Below are 20,499 nucleotides of genomic sequence, written 5' to 3' on the forward strand. Positions count from 1 at the left end.
AAACGAGACGCCTCCCTCGTGATCACGAGGGAGGCGTCTTCGCATCATCGGTTCAGCGCCGACCGCCCCGCGGCGGCGTAGCGTTCGCCCGAGGCCGCGCCCTTGGGAAAGACCGCCTCGATCCGCGACAGATCTTCCGGCGTCAGTCTGATCTCGGTCGCGGCGATATTCTGCTCCAGCGTCGCCACCCGGCGCGTGCCCGGGATTGGGACCAGGTCCTCGCCCTGCGCCAGAACCCAGGCCAGGGCCAGTTGCGCCGCCGTCACGCCCCTGTCGGCGGCGATAGCGCTGACAGCCGCCACTAGGTCCAGGTTCTTCTGGAAGTTCTCGCCCATGAAGCGCGGGTTGGTGCGGCGGAAGTCGTCAGCCGGCAGATCGTCGATCGACCGGATCTCGCCCGACAGGAAGCCTCGGCCCAAGGGGCTGTAGGGCACGAAGCCGATGCCCAGTTCGCGGACGGTAGCGAGGATTTCGTCCTCCGGCTCGCGGCTCCAGAGGGAGTACTCGGTTTGAAGCGCCGTGATCGGGTGGGTCGCATGGGCCTTGCGGATCGTGGCCGGCGCCGCTTCAGACAGGCCGAGGAAGCGCACCTTGCCCTCCGTCACCAGTTCGGCCATCGCCCCGACCGTCTCCTCGATCGGCGTGTCGGGATCGACGCGGTGCAGATAATAGAGATCGACGTGATCGACGCCGAGACGGCTCAAGCTGCCTTCGATGGCGCGGCGGACGTTGGCGGGCGAGCCGTCAACCGCCAGAGCGGTCCGCTCAGCATTGTAGTTGATGCCGAACTTGGTGGCGATGAAGGCCTCGTCCCGCCGTCCCTTCAGCGCCTTGCCCAGCAGCAGTTCGTTGGTCTGCGGGCCATAGATTTCGGCCGTGTCGAACAGGGTCACGCCCAGATCGAGCGCGCGGTGGATCACGTCGATCGACTGCCCCTCGTTCGAGCCGCCATAGAAGGCGCTCATGCCCATGCAGCCCAGACCGATGGCCGAGACTTCGGGGCCGCCAAGGCCCAGCGTGCGCGTCTTCATGAGCGCATTCCTTCTGATGTGAGGAGGTCGGCGGCGGTCCCGCCGACCATCACCAGATGGCGCCGTCAAGTCCTAGTTCAAGGGCGCCGTCTGCACCTTCAGCCAGGCCAGCGCCGCCTCGTCCTTCTGCACGCCGTCCGCCAGCAGCGGCCCGACCTTGGCCAGGACCTCGGCGTGATAGGCGTCCACGTATGCCCGCTCATCGGCGGTCAGCAGGCTGGCGTCGATCAGCCTGCGGTCCAGCGGCGCCAGGGTCAGTTGCTCGAAGCCGTGCATCGGCCGCTCGCCGCCTGGGATCGGCTCCGGCGCCGTCACGACCTGAAGCGTCTCGATACGGATGCCCCACTCGCCTTCGCGGTAGTAGCCCGGCTCGTTCGACAGGATCATGCCGGTCAGCAGCGGCTGGGTGTTGACGTAGGGGGCGATGCGCTGCGGCCCCTCGTGCACGCCCAGATAGGAGCCGACGCCGTGGCCGGTGCCGTGGTCGAAGTCGAAGCCCGCGTTCCACAGCGGCTGGCGCGCGACGGCGTCCAGTTGATGCCCCGTCGTCCCGGCGGGGAAACGGATCACCGCCATGGCGATGTGGCCCTTCAGGACCAGGGTGAACATGCGGCGCTGATCCGCCGTGCCCTCGCCGATGGCCATGGTGCGGGTCACATCCGTGGTCCCGTCCAGATACTGACCGCCGCCGTCCACCAGCAGCAGGCTGCCCGCCTCCATCGGACGGATCTTGGCCCCGACCGGCTTGTAGTGCGGCAGGGCGCCGTTCGGCCCGACCCCGGCGATGGTGTCGAAGGACAGGTCCTTCAGCATCCCGGTCGCCTCGCGGAAACCTTCCAGCGCCTCGACCACCGCCCTCTCGTTGGGCAGTTCGGCCTGAGCCACCGTATCGACCCAGTGCAGGAAGCGGGTCAGGGCCGCGCCGTCGCGGATGTGCGCCTGACGGCTGCCCTCGATCTCGACATCGTTCTTCTGCGCACGCGGCAGGGCGCAGGGGTCCATGCCGCGAACGATGCTGGCGCCCGCCGCTTCTAGCCGGTCGAAATACCAGGCCGAGGACACCGCCGGGTCGATCAGCACCTTTTGCCCCGACAGGGCGTCCAGCGCGGCGGGCAGCGCCTCGGGCGCCTCCAGCGTCACGGCGTCGCCCAGCCAGCCGGGCAGTTCGTTGGTGATCTTGGCGGGATCGAGGAAGACCTGGGCCGTGCCGTCGGCCTTCACCACCGCCTGTCCTAGCGGCAGGGGCGTGCGGATCACGTCGCCGCCGCGAATGTTGAACAGCCAGGCCAGCGACGACGGCGAAGTCAGCACCGCCACCTCCGCGCCCTTGGCCTTGATGGCCTGACCGATGCGGGTGCGCTTGGACGCGGCGTTCTCGCCGGTATAGCGGTCGTCGTGCGGCACGACCGGCGCCTGGGGCTGGGCCGGGCGGGCGTCGCCCCAGGCCAGATCAATGGGATTGGGCTCGACCGCCTTCAGGGTCGCCCCGGCCTTCTCGACGGCGGCGCGCAACGTCGCCAGCGCATCCGGGCTGTGCAGGCGCAGGTCATAGCCGATCACCGAACCGGCGCTCAGGCCCTCCAGCCAGGCGGCCAGCTTGTTCAGCTCGACCCGCTCGAACAGGGCCGCGTCCGTCTGGGCCTTGGCCTGAACCGTATAGCGGCCGTCGACGAAGACCGCCGCACGGTCCATCAGCACCACGCCCGCCCCGGCCGAGCCGGTGAAGCCGCTGACCCAGGCCAGACGCTCGCTGGCGTCGGGCAGGTATTCGTTCTGATGCTCGTCCTCGTGCGGGATCAGAAGGCCGTCCAGGCCCTGCTTGGCCATCTCGGCGCGGAGCAGAGGCAGGTGCTTGGCCCCGAAGGACGGATCGGTGGTTTCGTCGAATGTCTGGCGCATGAATGCATCCGTATCATCTCCCTCCCCTTCATGGGGAGGGTGGTCGCGCAGCGACCGGGTGGGGAGGGCCAGGCGATACCGGGCGTGACGCTTGATCGGCCGAAGCGCCCCCACCCGACCTCGCCTCTCGGCTCGGCCACCCTCCCCAAAACGGGGAGGGAGAAGGTCGCGTCTACTTCTTACGCAGTTGCAGCGCCGTCCACGCGTCATGGTGGATCGTCTGCTCGACCACGAAGCCCAGCGGCAGATAGGCTTCCAGCACCCGCTCCTCCTGCGTGCGAAGCAGGCCCGACAGGATGGCGACGCCGCCCGACTTCAGCGCGGCGCCGATCTCGGGAGCCAGGAAGACCAGGGGCGCAGCCAGGATGTTGGCGAAGACCAGATCATAGGGGGCGTGCTGGGCGATGCGCGGATCGCTCAGGCCGTCGGCGAAATAGAATTCGCACTTGGCGTCGTTGATCTGGGCGTTCTCGTTGGCGATGCGGGCCGAGGGCTCGTCGATGTCGGTGCCGACGGCGATGGGCGAGCCCGTGCGCGCCGCGGCGATGGCCAGCACGCCTGTGCCGCAGCCGACGTCCAGAACCTTCTCGAAGGTCTCGGTCGCCAGAAGATTGTCGAAGGCTTCCAGGCAGCCGACCGTCGTGCCGTGGTGGCCGGTGCCGAAGGCGGCGCCGGCGTCGATCTTCAGATTGACCCGGCCCTCGGGGATCTTGCCCTGATCATGCGCGCCATAGACGAAGAAGCGTCCGGCCTCGACCGGCGGCAGGCCCGACAGGCTCATGGCCAGCCAGTCGGCGTCGGCCAGCTTCTCGACGATCACTTCCAGCTCGCCCTGGGCGCGCAGGATGGCGGCGACGCCTTCGGCTTCTTCATCAGTGGTCGGGAAGGCGTCGATGCGCCAGACGCCCTTGTCCTCGTCCTCTTCCAGGATCGAGTAGGTCGCGTTCTCCAGCACGGGGTTGGCGTCGATCGCGGCGGCGGCGGCCTCGGCGGCCTTGCGCTCGCCGCGTGCGATTACCTGAAGAGCGGACTCGGACATTTCTCAAACACCGTTATGATGACGAATCGCAACGAGTGCGGGCGTGCGGATCGCCCGTGTCCATTTAGGGGTCGGGGTATCCATGGCTAAAGCACCGTCTGAATCGAAAACTGCTGCGCCGAAAGCGGCGCCTGCCGCTTCCAAGCCGAAACCGGCGGCAAAGTCGAGCGCTGCGGCGCCGAAAGCCGCCGCCAAGCCCAAGCCGGCCGCGAAGCCGGCTGTCGCCAAGGCGCCGGCGAAGGCTGCAGCCAAGCCCGTCGCCGCAAAGGCTGCGCCGGCCAGCAAGGCTGCGGCTCCCAAGGCCGCTGCGGTGAAGAGCACCGCCGCCTCGCCGAAAGCCGCCAAGCCCGAGACCGCTCCGGCCAAGACCGCGCCGAAGTCGGCCGCCGCAAAGCCTGCCGTCGCCAAGACCGTGGCGACGAAGGCTGCCGCTCCGAAAGCCGCCGCGCCAAAGAAGGCTGCGCCCGCCAAGGCCGCTGCTGCGCCCAAGCCCGCCGCCAAGCCGGTCGCGGCCCCCAAGCCCGCAGCCGCCCCGGCGGCCGCTGCTCCGGTCGTCGCTGCGCCCGCCCCTGCCCCCAAGCCGGTCGAAGCGCCCAAGCCTGCTCCGGCGCCGCAACCGGCGCCCGCCGCCGCTGCGCCTCAGCCTGAAAAGAAGAAGGGCTTCTTCGCCCGCCTGTTCGGCCTCTAGCGCCGGCTTCAGGTTCTGAAACGACAAAAGGCCGGAGGGTTCGCCCCTCCGGCCTTTTTCATTGCCCGCCCCAGAGAAACCCTGGACGCTCGGCCTCAGTCCTGCGGCAGGTCCTCGGCCAGGATCGCCATCTCGAACATGAACGAGCCGGCCTCGTCCTCGTCCTCGAACACCACGCCGATGAACTCGTCATCGACGTAGACTTCGGCGGAGTCGGCGACCTTGCGGGCCTTCACCTTGATGCCGCCGTGGTTGAAGGTGCGCTTCAGGTGCGTCTCGACGCGCTTCAGGTCAGATTCTTTCACGGGGTAGCCTCGTTGGTGTCGTTGACGGCGGAACCTAAAGAACGCGCCCCCTCATGGGAAGCCCGCGTATCGGGCGTCCACAGGCGGCGGCCTCAGATCACATAGTCGTAAGCGATGTCGGCCAAGGTATGATCCATGGTCCGCGCCGGCGTCGCGTCGGTCGGACAGGCCACGACCCGCGCCGGCACCCCGGCCACGGTGCAGCCGGCCGGCACAGGTTTCAGCACCACCGAGCCCGACGCCACCTTGGCGTAGTCGCCGATCGTGATGTTGCCCAGCACCTTGGCGCCGGCCCCCAGCAACACGCCGCGCCCGATCTTGGGGTGACGGTCGCCGCGCTCGGCCCCGGTCCCGCCCAGGGTCACGGCGTGCAGCATCGACACCTCGTCGCCCACCACCGCCGTCTCGCCGATGACGATGCCCGTGCCGTGATCGACAAAAACGCCCGAGCCGATCCGCGCCGCCGGATGGATGTCCAGCTGGAACAGCTCCGAAATCCGGCTCTGGAAGTGAAACGCCAGGGTGTCGCGCCCCTGTCCCCACAGCCAATGGGCCACGCGCCAGGCCTGCAGCGCCTGGAATCCCTTGAAATACATGAAGGGCTGCAACAGCGACCGGATCGCCGGGTCGCGATCCTGCACCGCCTTCAGGTCGGCTTCGGCCGCCGCCAGAATGCCCGGATCGGCCGCAAAGGCCGACAGCGCCACCTCGCGCAACGACATGGCGCCCAGTTCCGCATCGCCCAGCTTGCGCGCGATCTGGAAGCTCAGCGCGCCCGCCAGATCATTGTGCGCCAGCACCACCGCATTCAGTTGCGAGGCCAGACGCGGCTCCTCGCGCGCAGCGTCCTCGGCTGCGGCGCGCAGCTGCGCCCACAGGTCCGGCTGTTGCGGCACGATTTCGAGCTTGCCCATCGGCCCTCCGTTCTCAGACGACAATCCTACGCCCCCAGCATGGCCCGCGCCAGCGCGGCGGGCAGTTCGCCTTCCCGCGCCATATGATAGGCCTTGTAGGCCGTCGCCACCGTCAGGCTGTCGCGCACCGCCCCGCGCTCGATCTCGGCCAGCAGGTCGCGGAAGGGCACGCGCGCCGCCACGATCACCTCGGTCGGGTCCGGGTCGACCGGAACCGCGCTCAGCCCCCAGGCCACCCAGGTCATGGCCCGCTCGTCGGTGATCGAGTTGGACAGGTCGACATCCAGGGCCGCGCGCCAGTGTTCCGCCGCCAGCCCCGCCTCCTCGGCCAGTTCGCGGCGCACGGCGTCGAACGGGTCCTCGTCCATCGGCGCCCCGCCCTCGGGCATCTCCCAGGAATAGCGCATCAGGGCGAAACGGTGCTGGCCGACCAGAGTCACGGTCCCGTCCTCATGCAGCGGCAGGACCCCGGTCCCCACATTCTTGGGCCGCACCACCTGATAGTCGGCGGCCGCCCCCGTCGGTGCCGTGGCCGGATGCCGCGTCACCCGCATCCACGGCGTATCCACCAGCAGGCTCTCGCCGTGGCTGACCCATTTCGGCGGTTCGGGCAGGTCTTCGGCCCAGCGGGGCTTGATGTCGGGAATATCGTGCATCCCTCCGCTATGGCGCCGAGCGCGATGAAATCCTAGCTAGACGGCATGACCGACCTCAGCGCCGCCCTGCCCCTGCCTGTTCGCTCCGACGAAGTTCTGGCCCGCCTGGCGAACCGCCGCTCGGCCTCGGCCCAACTTCTGAGCGTTCCCGGCCCGTCGGAGGCCGAGATCGAGCAGATCCTGCATCTCGGCGCCCGCACCCCCGACCACGGCAAGCTCTTCCCCTGGCGCTTCGTGGTTCTGGGCCCGCAGAGCCGCACCGAACTGTCCGAAGCCCTCGCCGTCCTGGCCGAAAGCCAGGGCCGCGTCGACAAGGACCTGGCCGTCCTGGCCAAGCTGGCCAATCCGCCCCTGACCGTCATGGTCGTCTCGACCCCGATCCAGGGCCACAAGGTCCCGGTCTGGGAGCAGCAGCTGTCCGCCGGCGCCGTCTGCATGAACATCGAACACGCCGCCGACGCCCTGGGCTATTCGGCCAGCTGGATCACCGACTGGTACGCCTACGACCCCGCCGCCGTCGCCCTGTTCGGGGTCCAGGACGGCGAGACCATCGCCGGTTTCATTCACCTGGGCACCGTTACGGAGCCCCCGCTGGAACGCCCCCGCCCCAACATGGCGCACAAGGTCGAGCGCAGGGCCTAACGCCCCCCTCTTCCGTCATCCTCCGGCAAGCCGCGCAGCGGCGCAGACCGGAGGACCCAGCGGCGCCCGTCAGGGCGAAAGCTCCACGCGTCACGCTTGCAGTATAGGTCGCCTTCGGCGCCGCTGGGTCCCCCGATCTCGCTCCGCTCGTCGGAGGATGACGAAAGAGAAGGTCAGCGCTCCTCCTCCTCCGGCCGGTGCACCAGCGACGCCAGCACCACCGAGATGATCATCAGCAGGAACCACGCCCCCAGCTTGTTCAGGCTGACCATCTCCCACCCGCCCTCCTGCCCCGGATAGACCCAGGCCCGCGCAAACGTCCCCAGGTTCTCGGCGAACCAGATGAACAGGGCCACCAGCCCATAGCCCAGCAGCAGCGGCATCGACCGCCGCCGCCGGTCCGCGGTGAAGTAGAACCAGCCCCCCCCGAACAGCAGCGCCGTCGCCGCAAACAGCGCGATCCGCACGTCCGGCAGCCAGTGATGGGCGAAGAAGTTGACATAGATGGCCGCCGCCAGAACCCAGGTCGTCCACAGCGGCGGATAGCGCCTCACCCGGATATGGAAGATGCGCTGCACCCGCGCGATATAGCTGCCCACCGCCGCATACATGAAGCCCGAGAACAGCGGCACCGCCCCGATCCGCAACAGCGAGTCCTCAGGGTACAGCCACGACCCGTGATAGGTCTTGAACAGCTCCATGATCGTCCCGGCGATGTGGAACAGGAAGATGACCCGCGCCTCCTCCCAGCTCTCCAGCCGGAAGGCCAGCATCAGCCCCTGAATGATCAGCGCCCCGATCACCAGCACGTCATAGCGCGCCACCGGCGCCCCGCCTTCAGGCCAGATGACCGGCCACAGCAGATGCGTCCCGACCAGCAGCCCCAGCATGGCCCCGCCGAACAGACAGGCCCACCCCTGCTTCAGCCCGAACCACAGGAACTCATAGGCATACCCCCGCCACCGCGATTGATCCGCCCACGCCTCCGCGCGAGCCATCAAGCGGCGGCCCCAGGCTTCGAGCGGGAGGCGGGGGGATGGGGTCACTCTGGCGCTGCCGCAGTCAAAGTGCGCCAATAATCTTTAAACAGCTCGCTGCAAGTGGCGACCGCAAGGTTCACCCGACTTGAAGCGTTCCTATCTCCTGCAAACCCAAAAGCCTCAGCTAACTCGCTCTCAATCACGGCCCGGTCACTAGATGATATCCCCAAAGCTGTAGCCAAAATCTGAGCATGGTCGCTCACTTCACTGGAGATCAGCGCAACATTCTGTCGATGGAAGGCAAATCCTAAGAAAACAATCCGATCCGCGTCGGCAATAGCGCCTCGGATTGCGTTCAACCGATCCCCTTCCTCAACTTGCTCGGTAAATGTACGGATTTCCGGTACGACCTCTGCAAGTTGCTGGGCCGCCCCCTGCCCAAACTCGACACCTGGACCGTCACCTTGCCGCCAAGGCAGTCGCCCAACAAGACCGTACGGGCGATGAACAGTTAAATTCGCCATGACGTTTCGCACATCATCAACACCAACACCATAATAGTCTGAGAGTGAATACTGTAGATAATGTTCCAAACAACGGTCGTAATTGAAGTTTACAATTTGTAAGTTGTCAAAGAGCGAATCAATTTCGCTTTTTTTGACCTGTTCCGTCAGCAATTTTGTTAAACTGGAATACCAAGTATCTTTGAATTTTCTAAGATCGACGGAGCGAGTATCAGCATTAACCCTAAACTGAGGACTATCTGCCTCAGATTTCAATATAGCTCTCGCAATTCCAAATTTTCCTAGAAGTTCGATCTCATCGTTCTCTAGGGCATCTATGACATTATCAATAGATAGCGCTTGCAGGGCAGACCGACCTAGCTGCCGCCCCGCCCTGAGATGAGCGTTTAATCGCTCTACCCCACCACCTTCATTAAGGACAATCTTCAAGGCAGCGACGATATTAGGATCGCCTTTAGTTTGACGACCGATATCGAACTCAAAATGAGTAAGATCTACGATCGTTTTGAGCAAATCATCGCCCACTGGAAGGCCGACCTCAAAGCTGGCACCGGCCCCGATTACAAAAACGGTCTTTGCCCGAAACATTCCTCTCCCCCCAGATTTCGGAAAAATTACAGCGCCTATTAGGCCCTAACCGAAGCAGTGCCCCTCACCCCCGCCCGCGATAGGTCGCGACGCCCTGATCCGGCAGCCAAACGCCCTCAATGGGCGCGCCGGTCTGCCAGAAGACGTCGATGGGGATGCCGCCGCGCGGGTACCAGTAGCCGCCGATGCGCAGCCATTTCGGTTGCAGCAGGTCGGCCAGGCGCTTGCCGATGGCGACGGTGCAGTCCTCGTGGAAGGCGCCGTGGTTGCGGAAGCTGGTCAGATACATCTTCAGCGACTTCGACTCGACCAGCCAGTCGCCGGGCACATAGTCGATGACGATGTGGGCGAAGTCGGGCTGGCCCGTCACCGGGCACAGGCTGGTGAACTCGGGCGCGGTGAAGCGCGCCACATAAAGCGTGTCGGCGTGCGGATTGGGCACCCGCTCCAGCACCGCCTCTTCGGGATTGGTCGGGGCGGCGGTCTGGGCGCCGAGCTGGGACAGGCTGTCGGTATAGTGCGTCATGCCCGCCATTTAGGCGCTTGCACCGCCAAAGAAAATCCTGCCGCCGCGCTGGCGTTTCCACAATCGACCTGGCGCCCCTTCCCGGCGTGGTAGGATGCGGATCGCGGACGGATGGGCCCGAGGGGGATTTCAGACGATTCAGACGAATTGGACTCTGTTTTTTTGCCCTTCTCCCCTTGAGGGAGAAGAAAGTTGAGCGATTGCCTTCCCCCGCGACACCCGGTTAGCGTCCCTTAAAACAACCCGCAGAAACCATCCCAGGAAACGATCCGTGGCCATTCCCGCTTCCCTGCAGTCCGGCCTCAAGCTGCCGGTCATCGCCTCGCCCATGTTCCTGGTGTCCGGCCCGGATCTGGTGGTCGAGGCCTGCAATGCGGGCGTGATCGGCACCTTCCCCTCGCTGAACCAGCGCACGACCGAGGGCTATCGGGACTGGGTTCAGGATATCAAGTCGCGGCTGAAGCCTGACGCCGCAGCCTATGGCGTCAACCACATCGTTCATCCGACCAATCCCCGCCTGATGGCCGACATGATGGTCTCGGTCGAAGAAAAAGTGCCGCTGATCATCACCTCGCTCGGCGCCGTGCGCGACGTGGTGGACGCGGTGCACGGTTACGGCGGCGTGGTCTTCCACGACATCGCCAATGTCCGCCATGCGCGGAAGGCCGCCGAGGCGGGCGTGGACGGCCTGATCCTGGTCGCCAATGGCGCGGGGGGCCACGCGGGCGTGGTCAACCCCTTCGCCCTGATCAACGAGGTCCGCAGCTTCTATGACGGGACCATCATCCTGGCCGGCTGTCTCTCGACCGGTCAGGACGTGGCGGCAGCCCTGATGATGGGCGCCGACTTCGCCTATATGGGCACCCGCTTCATCGCCACGACCGAGAGCGCGGCCCAGCCGCACTACAAGGACCTGATCGTCGCCTCGGGCTCGGCCGACATCACCTATACCCCCGCCGTCTCGGGCATCCCGGCCAACTTCCTGACCCCCTCCCTGGTCGAGAACAAGATCGATCCGAAATCCCTGCCCGAACACAAGCTGGACATGGGCGAGGAAGCCAAGGCCTGGAAGACCGTCTGGTCCGCGGGCCAGGGCTCCGGCTCGATCCACGACAGCCCGACTACGGCCCAGCTTGTCGCGCGGTTGGCGGACGAGTTTTCACAGGCCTGTGATAAATTCGACAAGAAGCGGCTCTAGGAGCGGCTCGTCGCATTCACGAGGCCCCCATGCTCCGCACCCTGACGAACGCCGCCCTGCTCGCCGCCGCCCCCCTGGTCCTGCTGGCCTCCACGGCGCACGCTCAGGACGCGGGCCTGAGCGGAGGCAAGTGGTCCTTCTCGGCCGGGGCGGCGACCGACAACCGCTCGAAGGACACCTCCAAGTCCGACGGCGAGCCCTTCGTCTATGGCGGTGCGGAATGGGCCAACGCCAGCGGCCTGTTCTACGCTTCGGGCAGCCTGGAAACCATCGACGCGGGCGGCTCCAACCTCGAATCCGAACTGGCCCTGGGCCTGCGGCCCGAGTTCGCCGGCTTCGATTTCGATCTCAGCGTCGCCCACAAGAACCGCTTTGACGCCGATCCCGGCTACGACCACGACGCCTGGGAGTTCACCGCCGACACGAAGCGCTCGATCGGCCCGGCCAGCGCGCGCCTCCGACTGCAGTATTCCCCCGACAGCACCGGCTCGACCGAAGCCTTCACCTGGGTCGCCCTGCGCGGCGGCTGGGACTTCACCAACAAGCTGAACGTCTCGGCCGAGGTCGGCTACCGCGATCAGGACAACAGCGTCGACTACACCGGCTGGAACGTCGGCGGCTCCTACGCCCTGACGCCCAAGGTCGAGCTGGATCTGCGCTGGCACGACACCGACGCCGACGTTCCGGGCGAGCAGTACAAGGGCGCCCTGGTGGCCGGGGTCAATTTCGCCTTCTGACTTTCTGGCGATCATCGGTGGCTAATCGGCGGAAAGTCCCTAGGTTATAGGCATGACTTTCCGTCCGACGACCTTAGAACGTGCATATCAACTGGCTGAAAGCGGCGCCTGCCGCACGGTCAGCGACGTCAAGCAGGCCCTGCAAAGCGAGGGCTACGACCGCATCCAGGACAGCCTGTATGGCGGCACCATCACCGCCGCCCTGCGCAAGCGGTGCCAGGAGAACTACGTCGGGGGTGCGGGCGACGCCGCCGCCTCCGTCAAGGGGGAGCTCGAAGAAGAAGAAGAAGACGCCTGAACCAAGGGGTCTTGCGTCGGACGCAATTGCCGTCCATTTTATCGCCGTCGATCTCTCTGCGTAACGCTGCTGCCCCTTTGCTCTGCGCACCGAGGACTAGGCCGATCCATTCAGACCCGACAGGCCGAAGGGATGTTCCTTTTGGCCAACGACTAGCGGAGGTCCTGAAAATGGCTACCGGCACTGTTAAATGGTTTAACTCCACCAAGGGCTACGGCTTCATCCAACCCGATGACGGCGGCAAGGACGTGTTCGTGCACATCTCGGCTGTCGAAGCTGCCGGCCTGCGTGGCCTCGACGAGAACCAGAAGGTCTCGTACGAAATCGAGCGCGACCGTCGCTCGGGCAAGGAATCGGCTGGTCAACTGAAGACCGAAGGCTGATTTCTCGCGCCGTTCATTCGGCGCGGATTTCGAACGGCGGCGACGGCTTCGGCTGTCGCCGCCGTTTTCGTTTGTGCGGCCAAATGAGCCTTTTACGCCCCTGCCCTTGCTAATGGGCGGCAAAGCGCCCACCTTCCTCTTGTCGATCTCTCTGCGAAACGCTGCTGCCCTTTGCATCGCGCACCGAGGTCCAAAGCCGATCCCATTCAGACCCGACAGGCCATCAGGATATCCTTCCTGCGGTCACTCAAACGGGGAGTCCTGAAAATGGCTACCGGCACTGTCAAATGGTACAACTCCACCAAGGGCTACGGCTTCATCCAGCCGGATGACGGCGGCAAGGACGTCTTCGTCCACGCCACGGCCGTTGAAGCTTCTTCGCTCGGTTCGCTGAACGAAAACCAGAAGGTCTCTTACGAAATCGAACGCGACAGCCGCAGCGGTAAAGAATCCGCCGGCCGTCTTCAGGCTGCTGACTGATTTCAGCCCTGGTCGGCGGCCGTCAGGCCGCCGAGATCGCTTTCTACTCGCTGAGGGGCCGGCCGCATGCGCGCCGGCCCTGACGCCATCTGGAGACGCCCATGACTTCCCTGGCCGATAGAATCCCGACTTTGAACGAAGGCGACCTGAAGGCCCTGCGCGCCAACGCCGCTCGCCTGGTCGAGCATGGCTCGCCCGTTCAGATCACCACCGCCTCCGACATCATCCCGCTGATCGACGCCCGCCTGGCCGAAATCGCCGCCACGCCCAAGCCCGTCGTCGTGCGCAAGCGCGCCGCCCCCAAGAAGAAGCTGCCGCCCGCGACAGGCCATCAGACCGCCCTGCCCGACAAGACGGCCTGATCCCCCGGGTTGCTTCAGCTGAGGGCCTGATCCAGATCAGCGATCAGGTCTTCCACGTCCTCGACCCCGACCGATAGACGGATCAGGTTGTCGGTGACGCCGCCGGCCTCGCGCACCTCCTTGGGCACGCTGGCGTGGGTCATGATCGCCGGGTGGTTCACCAGGCTTTCGACCCCGCCCAGCGACTCCGCCAGGGTGAAGACGCGCACCCGCTCCAGCACCCGCTTGGTCCGCTCCAGATCGCCGTCGATCAGCACCGTGACCATCCCGCCGAAACGCCCGTTCATCTGACGCGCCGCCAATTCGTGCTGCGGGTGACTGATCAGGCCCGGATAGATGACCTTGGCGACACCGGCCCGGTCTTCCAGCCAGCGGGCCACAGCCATGGCGTTCTCGTTGTGCGCCTTCATGCGCAGACCCAGGGTCTTCAGACCCCGGTTGGCCAGGAAGGCGTCGAACGGCCCCATGACCCCGCCGATGGAGTTCTGCAGGAACTTCAGCTGGGCCGCCATCTCGGCGTCCTTGGCCACCAGAACCCCGGCGACGATGTCGGAGTGGCCGTTCAGGTACTTGGTCGCCGAATGCATGACCACGTCAGCGCCCAGCGCCAGCGGCTGCTGACTCCACGGCGTGGCGAAGGTGTTGTCGACCACCAGGATCAGCTTGTGCGCCTTGGCGATCTTCGACAGGGCCGCGATGTCGGCCAGCTTCATCAGGGGATTGGTGGGCGTCTCGACCCACAGCATCCGCGTCTTGTCCGTGATGGCCGCCTCGACCGCCGCCAGGTCGGTCAGGTCGATGTAGCTGAAGTCCAGCCCCATGGACCGGCGCCGCACCCGCTCGAACAGCCGCCACGAGCCGCCATAGAGGTCGTCGCCGGTGACGATGTGCGAACCGGCGTCCAGCAGTTCCAGCGCCGTCGAGGTCGCCGCCATGCCCGAACCGAAGCCGAAGGCCTGAACCCCGCCTTCCAGATCATTGATGCAGGCCTCGAAGGCCTCGCGCGTCGGGTTCTTGCCACGCGCATACTCATAACCCTTGTTCACGCCCGGGCTTTCCTGGGCGTAGGTCGAGGTGGCGTAGATCGGCGTCATCACCGCGCCCGTCGTCGGGTCGGGCTTCTGGCCGGCGTGGATGGCGCGGGTCGAGAACCCCTGGCTGTTCTTCAGGTCCGACATGGGCTTACCGGTTCAGGCTGAGGTGGTTGATCAGGTCGGTGCGGGCGATCAGGCCGACGAAGGTCTCGCCGTCCAGCACGATGGCGACGCGGTCGCGGTCGAAGATCGGGATCAAGGCGTCCAGGGATTCCGTCACCTGAAGCGTGTCGAGGTCGCGCGTCATGGCCGAGGAGACCGGCTTGGCGAAGCGGTCCTTACGGGTGATCTCGTCGGTGTTCATGATGTGGACGATGTCGCTCTCGTCCAGGATGCCGACCAGGCGGCCGTCCTGGATGACCGGCAGTTGCGACACGCCGTCGCCCTTCATCCGCTTGAAGGCGGTGTCCAGGGTGTCGTCGGGGCCGATCACCACCACGTCGCCATTGGCGTATTTGCGCGTGATCAGGTCCGACAGGTCGCCGTGCAGTTCGCGCTGGGTCAGGCCCTGATCGGCCAGCCAGGCGTCGTTATAGACCTTGGACAGGTACTTGGCTCCGGTGTCGCAGACGAAGGTCACGACCCGCTTCGGCTCCGTCTGCTCGCGGCACCAGCGCAGGGCTGTGGCGATCAGTGTGCCGGACGACGACCCGGCCAGGATGCCTTCCTTCAGCAGCAGGTCGCGCACCGTGGCGATCGCCTCCGAGTCCGGGATCGAATAGGCCACGTCGATCAAATCGGCGTCGGCGGTGTCCGGCATGAAGTTCTGGCCGATACCCTCGACCGAATAGCTGCCGTCCGGCCCGGCCACGCCCTCATTGATCAGGCCGGCCAGGGCCGAGCCGACCGGATCAGCCAGGATGATCTTGGCGTTCGAGCCCTGCGACTTGAAGTATTGGGCGTTGCCCGTAATCGTCCCGCCGGAGCCGATGCCGGCGACGAAGGCGTCGATCTGACCCTCCATCTGCTCGAAGATCTCGGGGCCGGTCGTCTTGAAATGGGCGGCCGTGTTGGCGTCGTTGGCGAACTGGTTGACGAAGTAGCCGCCCGGAATCTGCTGGGCCAGGCGCTCGGCCATGTCGGTGTAGTATTCGGGGTGGCCGTGCGGCACGTCCGAACGGGTCAGGCGCACGTCGGCGCCCATGGCCCGCAGGTGCTGGATCTTCTCTTTCGACATCTTGTCGGGGATGACCAGCAGGACCTTGTAGCCCTTCTGCTTGCCGACCAGGGTCAGGGCCAGACCGGTGTTGCCGGCCGTGGCTTCCACGATGGTGCCGCCCGGCTTCAGCCAGCCCGCGTTTTCCGCCGCCTCGATCATCGACAGGGCGATGCGGTCCTTGATCGAGCCGCCGGGGTTCTGGCTCTCCAGCTTCAGAAACAGGCGGCAGGGGCCGGTGTCGATCCGCGTCACCTCGACCATCGGCGTCTTGCCGATCAGGTCCAGCAGCGAGCCCACCGGGCGGATCAGGACAGGGGCGTCGGACATCGACATGCGGAAGGCTCCGAAAACAGCGTGTTTAGGGGCGGAAGCTGGGCGTCGCCGACCTCGCGGTCAAATCACGCAAGTTTTCACCTATTTGCCCAGAAGCGCATTACATAGGACGCAATGACCAAGACGCCGAAACGCCCCGCCGCGGGCCTGCCCGACCGAGACACCCTGATCGCCTTCCTGCGCGAAGCCGGCGAGGCCGAAAAGGCCGACATCGCCCGCGTCTTCGGATTGAAGGGCATCGAACGCCGCCAGCTGCGCGAAATGCTGAAGACGCTGGAGGCCGAAGGCGTCCTGGGCAAGCGCGGCCGCAAGGGCTTTGCCGAAGCCGGCGCCCTGCCCGCCGTGGGCGTGGCCGACGTGGTGGACCGCGACGCGGACGGCGAGCTTTACGTCGAACTGGTCAAGGGCGGCGAGGACGCGCCACGCGCCCTGCTGCTGCCCGACCGCGAGGGCAAGACGCCTGCGCCCGGCCTGGGCGACCGCCTGCTGGTCAAGTTCACGCAGGGCGCCGACGGCTGGGAGGCCCGGCTGGTCAAGCGGCTGGACGCCGGGACCAACCGCGTCCTGGGCGTGATCCGCAAGTCGGCGCGTGAAACCCGCGTCGAGCCGGTGGACAAGCGCTCCAAGGACGTCCTGCTGATCCCCAATGCTCAGGCGGGCGATCTGCGTGACGGCGACCTGGTTCTGGCCTCGATCGAAAAGGGCGACCATCGCTACGGCCCCAAGCGCGGCAAGATTCTCGAGAGCATCGGCCGCGAGGACGATCCCCGCGCCGCCTCCATCATCGCCATCCACGCCCACGGCCTGCCGACCGGCTTCTCGGACCAGGTGGAGCGCGAGGCCGAGGATCAGGCCCTGCCGACGCTCAAAGGGCGCGAGGACCTGCGCGAGGTTCCCTTCATCACCATCGACCCGGCTGACGCGCGCGACCACGACGACGCCGTCTATGCCGAGCGCGATACGGACCCGAAGAACCCCGACGGCTGGATCGTCTGGGTAGCCATCGCCGACGTGGCCGCCTACGTCCGTCCCAACTCGGCGCTGGATCGCGAGGCGCGCGACAAGGGCAACTCGACCTACTTCCCCGACCGCGTCGAGCCCATGCTGCCGGAAGTCCTGTCCAACGGCCTGTGCAGCCTGAAACAGGGCGAGAACCGCGCCTGTATGGCCGTGCGCATGATCTTCGACAAGGACGGCAAGAAGACCGGGCACAAGTTCCTGCGCGGCCTGATGCGGTCACAGGCCAAGCTCAGCTACGAACAGGCCCAGGCGGCGATCGACGGCCAGCAGGACGACACGACGGGTCCGATCATGGACGCCATCCTCTATCCGCTGTGGAACGCCTATTCGACCATGCTGAAGGGCCGCCAGCGCCGCAGCCCCCTGGCCATCGAAAGCCCCGAGCGCCGCGTCATCATGGCTCCCGGCGGCGGCATCGCCGCCATCGAGCCGCGCAAGTCGCTGGAGGCCCACCGCCTGATCGAAGAAATGATGATCCAGGCTAACGTCTGCGCCGCCGAGACGCTGGAGAAGACGCGCACGCCGCTGATCTACCGCGTCCACGAAGCGCCCAGCCAGGAGAAGATCTTCAACCTGGCCGACTTCCTGCACACCATCGGAAAGCCCTGGAACAAGGGCGAAGCGCCGACCACCAGGCGCTTCAACAAGCTGCTGGACGAGACGCGCGACGGCCCCCACGCCGAGGTGGTCAACGAAGTCGTTCTGCGCACCCAGATGCAGGCGGTCTATTCGCCGGACAACGTCGGCCACTTCGGCCTGCACCTGGACCGCTACGCCCACTTCACCTCGCCCATCCGGCGCTATTCCGACCTGATCGTTCACCGCGGCCTGATCCGCGGCCTGAACCTGGGCTCGGACGGCCTGACGGACCGCGAGATCGCCGAACTGACGGCCATCGCCGAGCAGGTGACGAGCACCGAGCGCCGCTCGATGGCGGCCGAGCGCGACGCCATGGACCGCTACATCGCCGCCTTCCTGGAAGACCACGTCGGCGCCACCTTCAGCGGGCGGATCACCGGCGTCACCCGCTTCGGCCTGTTCGTGCGGCTGGACGAGACGGGCGCCGACGGCCTGGTGCCGGTCTCGACCCTGGGCAGCGAGTATTTCACCCACGACGACCGCGCCCACGCCCTGGTCGGCGAGCGCACCGGCAAGCGGTTTACGCTGGGCCGCCGGGTGGAGGTCAAGCTGATGGAGGCCACGCCCGTCACCGGCGGTCTGGTGCTGGAGATGATCTCCGAGCCGGACCCGCGCGACCCCAACGCCCCGGCCCCGCGTTACGGTATCCGTGGCCGAAATGATCGAGGCGGCGGCGACGGCCCGCCCAAGCGCGGCAAGGGTCGCCCCGGCGGTCCCAAGCCCCGCAACGGCGTCAAGCCTTCCGGCGGGTTGAAGGGGGTTCGCAAGGGCAAGCGCAAGTGAATCAAGGTGTCTTCATCCTTCTCCCCTCGTGGGAGAAGGTGGCTCGCGAAGCGAGACGGATGAGGGGGCGGCCTGCTTCCCCCTCGACCGTCGCGCGCGTGGACACCTCCCCCTCATCCGAGCGCCTCCGGCGCCCACCTTCTCCCACGAGGGGAGAAGGAAACCGGGACCAGCGCTCATGAAGCCCGCTGCCCCCTTCGACGCCGCTCAGGACCTGGCCGACGCCCCGCGCACCGGCGGCGGCCAGAAGCCCAAGGACGCCGCCACCCTGATCCTGACGCGCGGCGGAGATCGGCCCGAGGTGCTGATGGGCCGACGCGCGCCCGGCCATGTCTTCATGGCGTCGAAATGGGTCTTCCCCGGCGGGCGCATCGACCGATCCGACTTCACCGCCGCCGCGACGGGCGAACTGTCGTCCGACGTCGCCCGGCGGCTGGAGGCCGAAATGCCTGCCCGCCGCGCCCGCGCCCTGGCCCTGACCGCCGTGCGGGAGACGTTCGAGGAGACCGGCCTGATCCTGGGCCGCCCCGCACCGCCCGCTTCCGTCGCCGGACCGTGGCGCGAATATCGCCAGGCGGGCGCCCTGCCCGACCTGTCGGTCCTGTCCTATATCGCCCGCGCCATCACCCCGCCGGGCCGCACGCGCCGCTTCGACGCCCGCTTCTTCATGGCTCCGGTCGAGGCCCTTCGTGATCCCGACCAGATCGAGGGCTCCGGCGAACTGGACGAGATCGCCTGGCTGCCGCTGGACGAGGCCCGCGCGCTCGACCTGCCAGCCATCACCCGCTTTGTGCTTGGTGAAATGGCCGAGCGGCTGACGCACCCCGACCGTCCCCTGCCCTTCGTGCGCATGGTGCGCGGCCAGCATGTGGTCGAACACAGGGACTGAAGCCGTGGCCAAGCAGATCATCACCCTGCGCCTGACCATCCAGGATCCCGTGCCGGGCGTCTGCTACAGCCTGCAGGGCAAGGATGGCGAACCCATTGACGCCGCAACCGCGACCGAGGCCTCGCTGTCGCTGGAAGCTTCCGTCACGCTCAACGACGACAACCGCCTGACCGGCCCCTTCGTGCGACGCGAGGGACCAGAACGGCGCTTCGTCTATATCGGCATCGGAACCCACGCGGGCTTTCCCGGCCCCACATGGAGCCGCCGCGCCAAGATCGACGTCCACGACATCCCCGCCGACCTGCTGGACGCCGCACGCCAGGGTCGCACGCTGGAGGTCCGCCTGCCCGGTCGAGCCAAGGACGGCGGTCCGGCCTGCGCCACCGTCCGCCCTCTGACCCCGTGGAAGGCCCTCTAACCCCTATTGTGCGACCGGCGTCTTCAGGTCGAACTCGACGCGGAAATGACGGTTGGCGCGACGCAGTTCATAGGCGAACATTTGCCGGGGATGGACCTCCATCGCCCAGACGTTGGTGGTCGAAACCTTGGCGTCATTCGCATTGAACAGGTCGATCGATTCCTGATCGACCGGGAACTCCTGACGCTCGGCCGTGCCGCGCCCCGCCGTGTCGCCGCCGTACCAGTGCAGGACGTCGGTCGTGCCGTCGTCGTGGCGGTGATCGTGCTTCAGCCGCAGGCCCGTCGCCGTGCGCGTCACCACCCAGGTGCGCGACCGGTCAGCCCCGACCCAGAAGGGAATGCGAATCTCCTCCGCCGAGCAGTCGCGCACATGCATCAGAAGCCGCTGGCTGGCGAAATCAGAATCGGCGGCGTCGGTGGTGACCACCCTGCCCTCGAATCTCTGGCCGCACAGGGCGCTCAGGTTCTTGAAGAAGGCGTCCTGAGGCGTGTCCGCCCGTGCCGACACCGGCAGGGACGACAGGGTCAGGGCGGCGGCCGCTAGGGCGATCGAGGTCATGGCTTTCATTCCGACAGCCTAGTCGCTAGAAGCCAATCCTCAACGTGACATCGCGGGCGTTGACTTTAGTCCGCGCCTGAGTATGTTCCGCGCCTCTCGTTTCATGCGGCTTTCGCCGTCGCAAAGGTAATTCCGATGGCCAAACCGGCTTCCATCAAGATCCGCCTGAACTCCACCGCTGACACCGGCTTCTTCTACGTGACCAAGAAGAACGCCCGTACGATGACCGAAAAGATGGTCGTCAAGAAGTACGACCCGGTCGTCCGCAAGCACGTCGAGTTCAAGGAAGGCAAGATCAAGTAAGGGTCTAACCGCCTGAACCTTCGGGTTCGCTTGATTGCAGAATTCAAAAC

General features: G+C 66.3%; 24 protein-coding genes. 12 read left to right on the forward strand and 12 right to left on the reverse strand.

The window, feature by feature from the left end; all coding sequences use genetic code 11:
- Window positions 1-44: 44 nt before the first annotated feature.
- The 3 genes from ACOZBP_RS04555 to ACOZBP_RS04565 all read right to left on the reverse strand — a co-directional run bounded on the left by ACOZBP_RS04555 (window position 45) and on the right by ACOZBP_RS04565 (window position 3,969).
- Window positions 45-1,031, reverse strand: a complete 987-nt coding sequence (locus ACOZBP_RS04555; RefSeq protein ID WP_422675220.1) for an aldo/keto reductase — start codon at window positions 1,029-1,031, stop codon at window positions 45-47.
- A 72-nt stretch (window positions 1,032-1,103) separates the two neighbouring features.
- Window positions 1,104-2,930, reverse strand: a complete 1,827-nt coding sequence (locus ACOZBP_RS04560; protein WP_422675221.1) for an aminopeptidase P family protein — start codon at window positions 2,928-2,930, stop codon at window positions 1,104-1,106.
- 172 nt (window positions 2,931-3,102) lie between these two features.
- Window positions 3,103-3,969, reverse strand: coding sequence for a 50S ribosomal protein L11 methyltransferase (locus ACOZBP_RS04565; protein ID WP_422675222.1), 867 nt, complete (start codon window positions 3,967-3,969; stop codon window positions 3,103-3,105).
- A gap of 82 nt (window positions 3,970-4,051) precedes the next feature.
- Between ACOZBP_RS04565 and ACOZBP_RS04570 the strand changes: the two genes are divergently transcribed.
- The gene (locus tag ACOZBP_RS04570) at window positions 4,052-4,657 is read left to right on the forward strand and encodes a hypothetical protein (RefSeq protein WP_422675223.1); all 606 of its coding nucleotides are present in this window, start codon (window positions 4,052-4,054) and stop codon (window positions 4,655-4,657) included.
- A gap of 95 nt (window positions 4,658-4,752) precedes the next feature.
- On the opposite strand, the gene ACOZBP_RS04575 is transcribed toward ACOZBP_RS04570, so the two are convergent.
- The 3 genes from ACOZBP_RS04575 to ACOZBP_RS04585 form a co-directional block, all read right to left on the reverse strand.
- On the reverse strand, window positions 4,753-4,962 hold the full coding sequence (locus tag ACOZBP_RS04575; RefSeq protein ID WP_105564438.1) for a DUF3126 family protein: 210 nt from the start codon (window positions 4,960-4,962) through the stop codon (window positions 4,753-4,755).
- 92 nt (window positions 4,963-5,054) lie between these two features.
- Entirely contained in the window at window positions 5,055-5,876 is an 822-nt protein-coding gene (gene cysE, locus ACOZBP_RS04580; protein ID WP_422675224.1) for a serine O-acetyltransferase, read from the reverse strand.
- Between the two features lie 26 nt (window positions 5,877-5,902).
- Window positions 5,903-6,532 (reverse strand): NUDIX domain-containing protein, encoded by a 630-nt coding sequence (locus tag ACOZBP_RS04585; protein ID WP_422675225.1) that lies wholly within the window; start codon window positions 6,530-6,532, stop codon window positions 5,903-5,905.
- A gap of 45 nt (window positions 6,533-6,577) precedes the next feature.
- On the opposite strand from ACOZBP_RS04585, the gene ACOZBP_RS04590 reads away from it, so the two are divergent.
- The gene (locus ACOZBP_RS04590; protein WP_422675226.1) at window positions 6,578-7,174 is read left to right on the forward strand and encodes a nitroreductase family protein; all 597 of its coding nucleotides are present in this window, start codon (window positions 6,578-6,580) and stop codon (window positions 7,172-7,174) included.
- 173 nt (window positions 7,175-7,347) lie between these two features.
- Here ACOZBP_RS04590 and ACOZBP_RS04595 read toward each other — a convergent pair whose 3' ends face one another.
- From ACOZBP_RS04595 to queF, 3 genes are all read right to left on the reverse strand, one after another.
- Window positions 7,348-8,172: a DUF817 domain-containing protein gene (locus tag ACOZBP_RS04595; protein WP_422675487.1), complete on the reverse strand. Its 825-nt coding sequence runs from the start codon at window positions 8,170-8,172 to the stop codon at window positions 7,348-7,350.
- 44 nt (window positions 8,173-8,216) lie between these two features.
- On the reverse strand, window positions 8,217-9,266 hold the full coding sequence (locus tag ACOZBP_RS04600) for a hypothetical protein (protein ID WP_422675227.1): 1,050 nt from the start codon (window positions 9,264-9,266) through the stop codon (window positions 8,217-8,219).
- Between the two features lie 64 nt (window positions 9,267-9,330).
- Window positions 9,331-9,792, reverse strand: a complete 462-nt coding sequence (gene queF, locus ACOZBP_RS04605; RefSeq protein ID WP_178828914.1) for a preQ(1) synthase — start codon at window positions 9,790-9,792, stop codon at window positions 9,331-9,333.
- Between the two features lie 271 nt (window positions 9,793-10,063).
- Between queF and ACOZBP_RS04610 the strand changes: the two genes are divergently transcribed.
- The 6 genes from ACOZBP_RS04610 (at window position 10,064) to ACOZBP_RS04635 (ending at window position 13,250) form a co-directional block, all read left to right on the forward strand.
- On the forward strand, window positions 10,064-10,990 hold the full coding sequence (locus ACOZBP_RS04610; protein WP_422675228.1) for an NAD(P)H-dependent flavin oxidoreductase: 927 nt from the start codon (window positions 10,064-10,066) through the stop codon (window positions 10,988-10,990).
- Window positions 10,991-11,019: 29 nt separating this feature from the next.
- Entirely contained in the window at window positions 11,020-11,727 is a 708-nt protein-coding gene (locus ACOZBP_RS04615; protein ID WP_422675229.1) for a TorF family putative porin, read from the forward strand.
- A 52-nt stretch (window positions 11,728-11,779) separates the two neighbouring features.
- Window positions 11,780-12,025, forward strand: a complete 246-nt coding sequence (locus ACOZBP_RS04620; RefSeq protein ID WP_422675230.1) for a hypothetical protein — start codon at window positions 11,780-11,782, stop codon at window positions 12,023-12,025.
- Between the two features lie 170 nt (window positions 12,026-12,195).
- Window positions 12,196-12,408: a cold-shock protein gene (locus ACOZBP_RS04625; protein ID WP_003167329.1), complete on the forward strand. Its 213-nt coding sequence runs from the start codon at window positions 12,196-12,198 to the stop codon at window positions 12,406-12,408.
- A 267-nt stretch (window positions 12,409-12,675) separates the two neighbouring features.
- Window positions 12,676-12,888, forward strand: a complete 213-nt coding sequence (locus ACOZBP_RS04630; RefSeq protein ID WP_184272626.1) for a cold-shock protein — start codon at window positions 12,676-12,678, stop codon at window positions 12,886-12,888.
- A 101-nt stretch (window positions 12,889-12,989) separates the two neighbouring features.
- Entirely contained in the window at window positions 12,990-13,250 is a 261-nt protein-coding gene (locus ACOZBP_RS04635) for a hypothetical protein (protein ID WP_422675231.1), read from the forward strand.
- Between the two features lie 14 nt (window positions 13,251-13,264).
- Here the strand turns inward: ACOZBP_RS04635 and ACOZBP_RS04640 are convergent, their stop codons facing one another.
- Window positions 13,265-14,428: a cystathionine gamma-synthase gene (locus ACOZBP_RS04640; RefSeq protein ID WP_422675232.1), complete on the reverse strand. Its 1,164-nt coding sequence runs from the start codon at window positions 14,426-14,428 to the stop codon at window positions 13,265-13,267.
- Window positions 14,429-14,432: 4 nt separating this feature from the next.
- Entirely contained in the window at window positions 14,433-15,836 is a 1,404-nt protein-coding gene (locus tag ACOZBP_RS04645) for a pyridoxal-phosphate dependent enzyme (RefSeq protein ID WP_422675233.1), read from the reverse strand.
- Between the two features lie 114 nt (window positions 15,837-15,950).
- On the opposite strand from ACOZBP_RS04645, the gene rnr reads away from it, so the two are divergent.
- From rnr to ACOZBP_RS04660, 3 genes are all read left to right on the forward strand, one after another.
- The gene (gene rnr / locus ACOZBP_RS04650; protein ID WP_422675234.1) at window positions 15,951-18,278 is read left to right on the forward strand and encodes a ribonuclease R; all 2,328 of its coding nucleotides are present in this window, start codon (window positions 15,951-15,953) and stop codon (window positions 18,276-18,278) included.
- A 178-nt stretch (window positions 18,279-18,456) separates the two neighbouring features.
- Window positions 18,457-19,167 (forward strand): NUDIX hydrolase, encoded by a 711-nt coding sequence (locus ACOZBP_RS04655; protein ID WP_422675235.1) that lies wholly within the window; start codon window positions 18,457-18,459, stop codon window positions 19,165-19,167.
- Window positions 19,168-19,171: 4 nt separating this feature from the next.
- Window positions 19,172-19,585 (forward strand): DUF5990 family protein, encoded by a 414-nt coding sequence (locus ACOZBP_RS04660; RefSeq protein ID WP_422675236.1) that lies wholly within the window; start codon window positions 19,172-19,174, stop codon window positions 19,583-19,585.
- A gap of 3 nt (window positions 19,586-19,588) precedes the next feature.
- Here the strand turns inward: ACOZBP_RS04660 and ACOZBP_RS04665 are convergent, their stop codons facing one another.
- Complete coding sequence (locus tag ACOZBP_RS04665) at window positions 19,589-20,146, reverse strand: hypothetical protein (RefSeq protein WP_422675237.1); 558 nt, start codon at window positions 20,144-20,146, stop codon at window positions 19,589-19,591.
- Window positions 20,147-20,281: 135 nt separating this feature from the next.
- On the opposite strand from ACOZBP_RS04665, the gene rpmG reads away from it, so the two are divergent.
- A complete protein-coding gene (rpmG, locus tag ACOZBP_RS04670) occupies window positions 20,282-20,449 on the forward strand; it encodes a 50S ribosomal protein L33 (RefSeq protein WP_003164451.1) in 168 nt (55 codons plus the stop codon).
- Window positions 20,450-20,499: the final 50 nt, after the last annotated feature.

Source organism: Brevundimonas sp. NPDC058933 (assembly GCF_049315965.1).
GTDB lineage: Bacteria > Pseudomonadota > Alphaproteobacteria > Caulobacterales > Caulobacteraceae > Brevundimonas.

Excerpts from the sequence above, each read along its gene's own strand:
- ACOZBP_RS04555 (WP_422675220.1), bottom strand. The coding sequence starts at position 1,031 with ATGAAGACGCGCACGCTGGGCCTTGGCGGCCCCGAAGTCTCGGCCATC.
- ACOZBP_RS04560 (WP_422675221.1), bottom strand. The coding sequence starts at position 2,930 with ATGCGCCAGACATTCGACGAAACCACCGATCCGTCCTTCGGGGCCAAG.
- ACOZBP_RS04565 (WP_422675222.1), bottom strand. The coding sequence starts at position 3,969 with ATGTCCGAGTCCGCTCTTCAGGTAATCGCACGCGGCGAGCGCAAGGCC.
- ACOZBP_RS04570 (WP_422675223.1), top strand. The coding sequence starts at position 4,052 with ATGGCTAAAGCACCGTCTGAATCGAAAACTGCTGCGCCGAAAGCGGCG.
- cysE (WP_422675224.1), bottom strand. The coding sequence starts at position 5,876 with ATGGGCAAGCTCGAAATCGTGCCGCAACAGCCGGACCTGTGGGCGCAG.
- ACOZBP_RS04585 (WP_422675225.1), bottom strand. The coding sequence starts at position 6,532 with ATGCACGATATTCCCGACATCAAGCCCCGCTGGGCCGAAGACCTGCCC.
- ACOZBP_RS04590 (WP_422675226.1), top strand. The coding sequence starts at position 6,578 with ATGACCGACCTCAGCGCCGCCCTGCCCCTGCCTGTTCGCTCCGACGAA.
- ACOZBP_RS04595 (WP_422675487.1), bottom strand. The coding sequence starts at position 8,172 with ATGGCTCGCGCGGAGGCGTGGGCGGATCAATCGCGGTGGCGGGGGTAT.
- ACOZBP_RS04600 (WP_422675227.1), bottom strand. The coding sequence starts at position 9,266 with ATGTTTCGGGCAAAGACCGTTTTTGTAATCGGGGCCGGTGCCAGCTTT.
- queF (WP_178828914.1), bottom strand. The coding sequence starts at position 9,792 with ATGACGCACTATACCGACAGCCTGTCCCAGCTCGGCGCCCAGACCGCC.
- ACOZBP_RS04615 (WP_422675229.1), top strand. The coding sequence starts at position 11,020 with ATGCTCCGCACCCTGACGAACGCCGCCCTGCTCGCCGCCGCCCCCCTG.
- ACOZBP_RS04620 (WP_422675230.1), top strand. The coding sequence starts at position 11,780 with ATGACTTTCCGTCCGACGACCTTAGAACGTGCATATCAACTGGCTGAA.
- ACOZBP_RS04625 (WP_003167329.1), top strand. The coding sequence starts at position 12,196 with ATGGCTACCGGCACTGTTAAATGGTTTAACTCCACCAAGGGCTACGGC.
- ACOZBP_RS04630 (WP_184272626.1), top strand. The coding sequence starts at position 12,676 with ATGGCTACCGGCACTGTCAAATGGTACAACTCCACCAAGGGCTACGGC.
- ACOZBP_RS04635 (WP_422675231.1), top strand. The coding sequence starts at position 12,990 with ATGACTTCCCTGGCCGATAGAATCCCGACTTTGAACGAAGGCGACCTG.
- ACOZBP_RS04640 (WP_422675232.1), bottom strand. The coding sequence starts at position 14,428 with ATGTCGGACCTGAAGAACAGCCAGGGGTTCTCGACCCGCGCCATCCAC.
- ACOZBP_RS04645 (WP_422675233.1), bottom strand. The coding sequence starts at position 15,836 with ATGTCGATGTCCGACGCCCCTGTCCTGATCCGCCCGGTGGGCTCGCTG.
- rnr (WP_422675234.1), top strand. The coding sequence starts at position 15,951 with ATGACCAAGACGCCGAAACGCCCCGCCGCGGGCCTGCCCGACCGAGAC.
- ACOZBP_RS04655 (WP_422675235.1), top strand. The coding sequence starts at position 18,457 with ATGAAGCCCGCTGCCCCCTTCGACGCCGCTCAGGACCTGGCCGACGCC.
- ACOZBP_RS04665 (WP_422675237.1), bottom strand. The coding sequence starts at position 20,146 with ATGACCTCGATCGCCCTAGCGGCCGCCGCCCTGACCCTGTCGTCCCTG.
- rpmG (WP_003164451.1), top strand. The coding sequence starts at position 20,282 with ATGGCCAAACCGGCTTCCATCAAGATCCGCCTGAACTCCACCGCTGAC.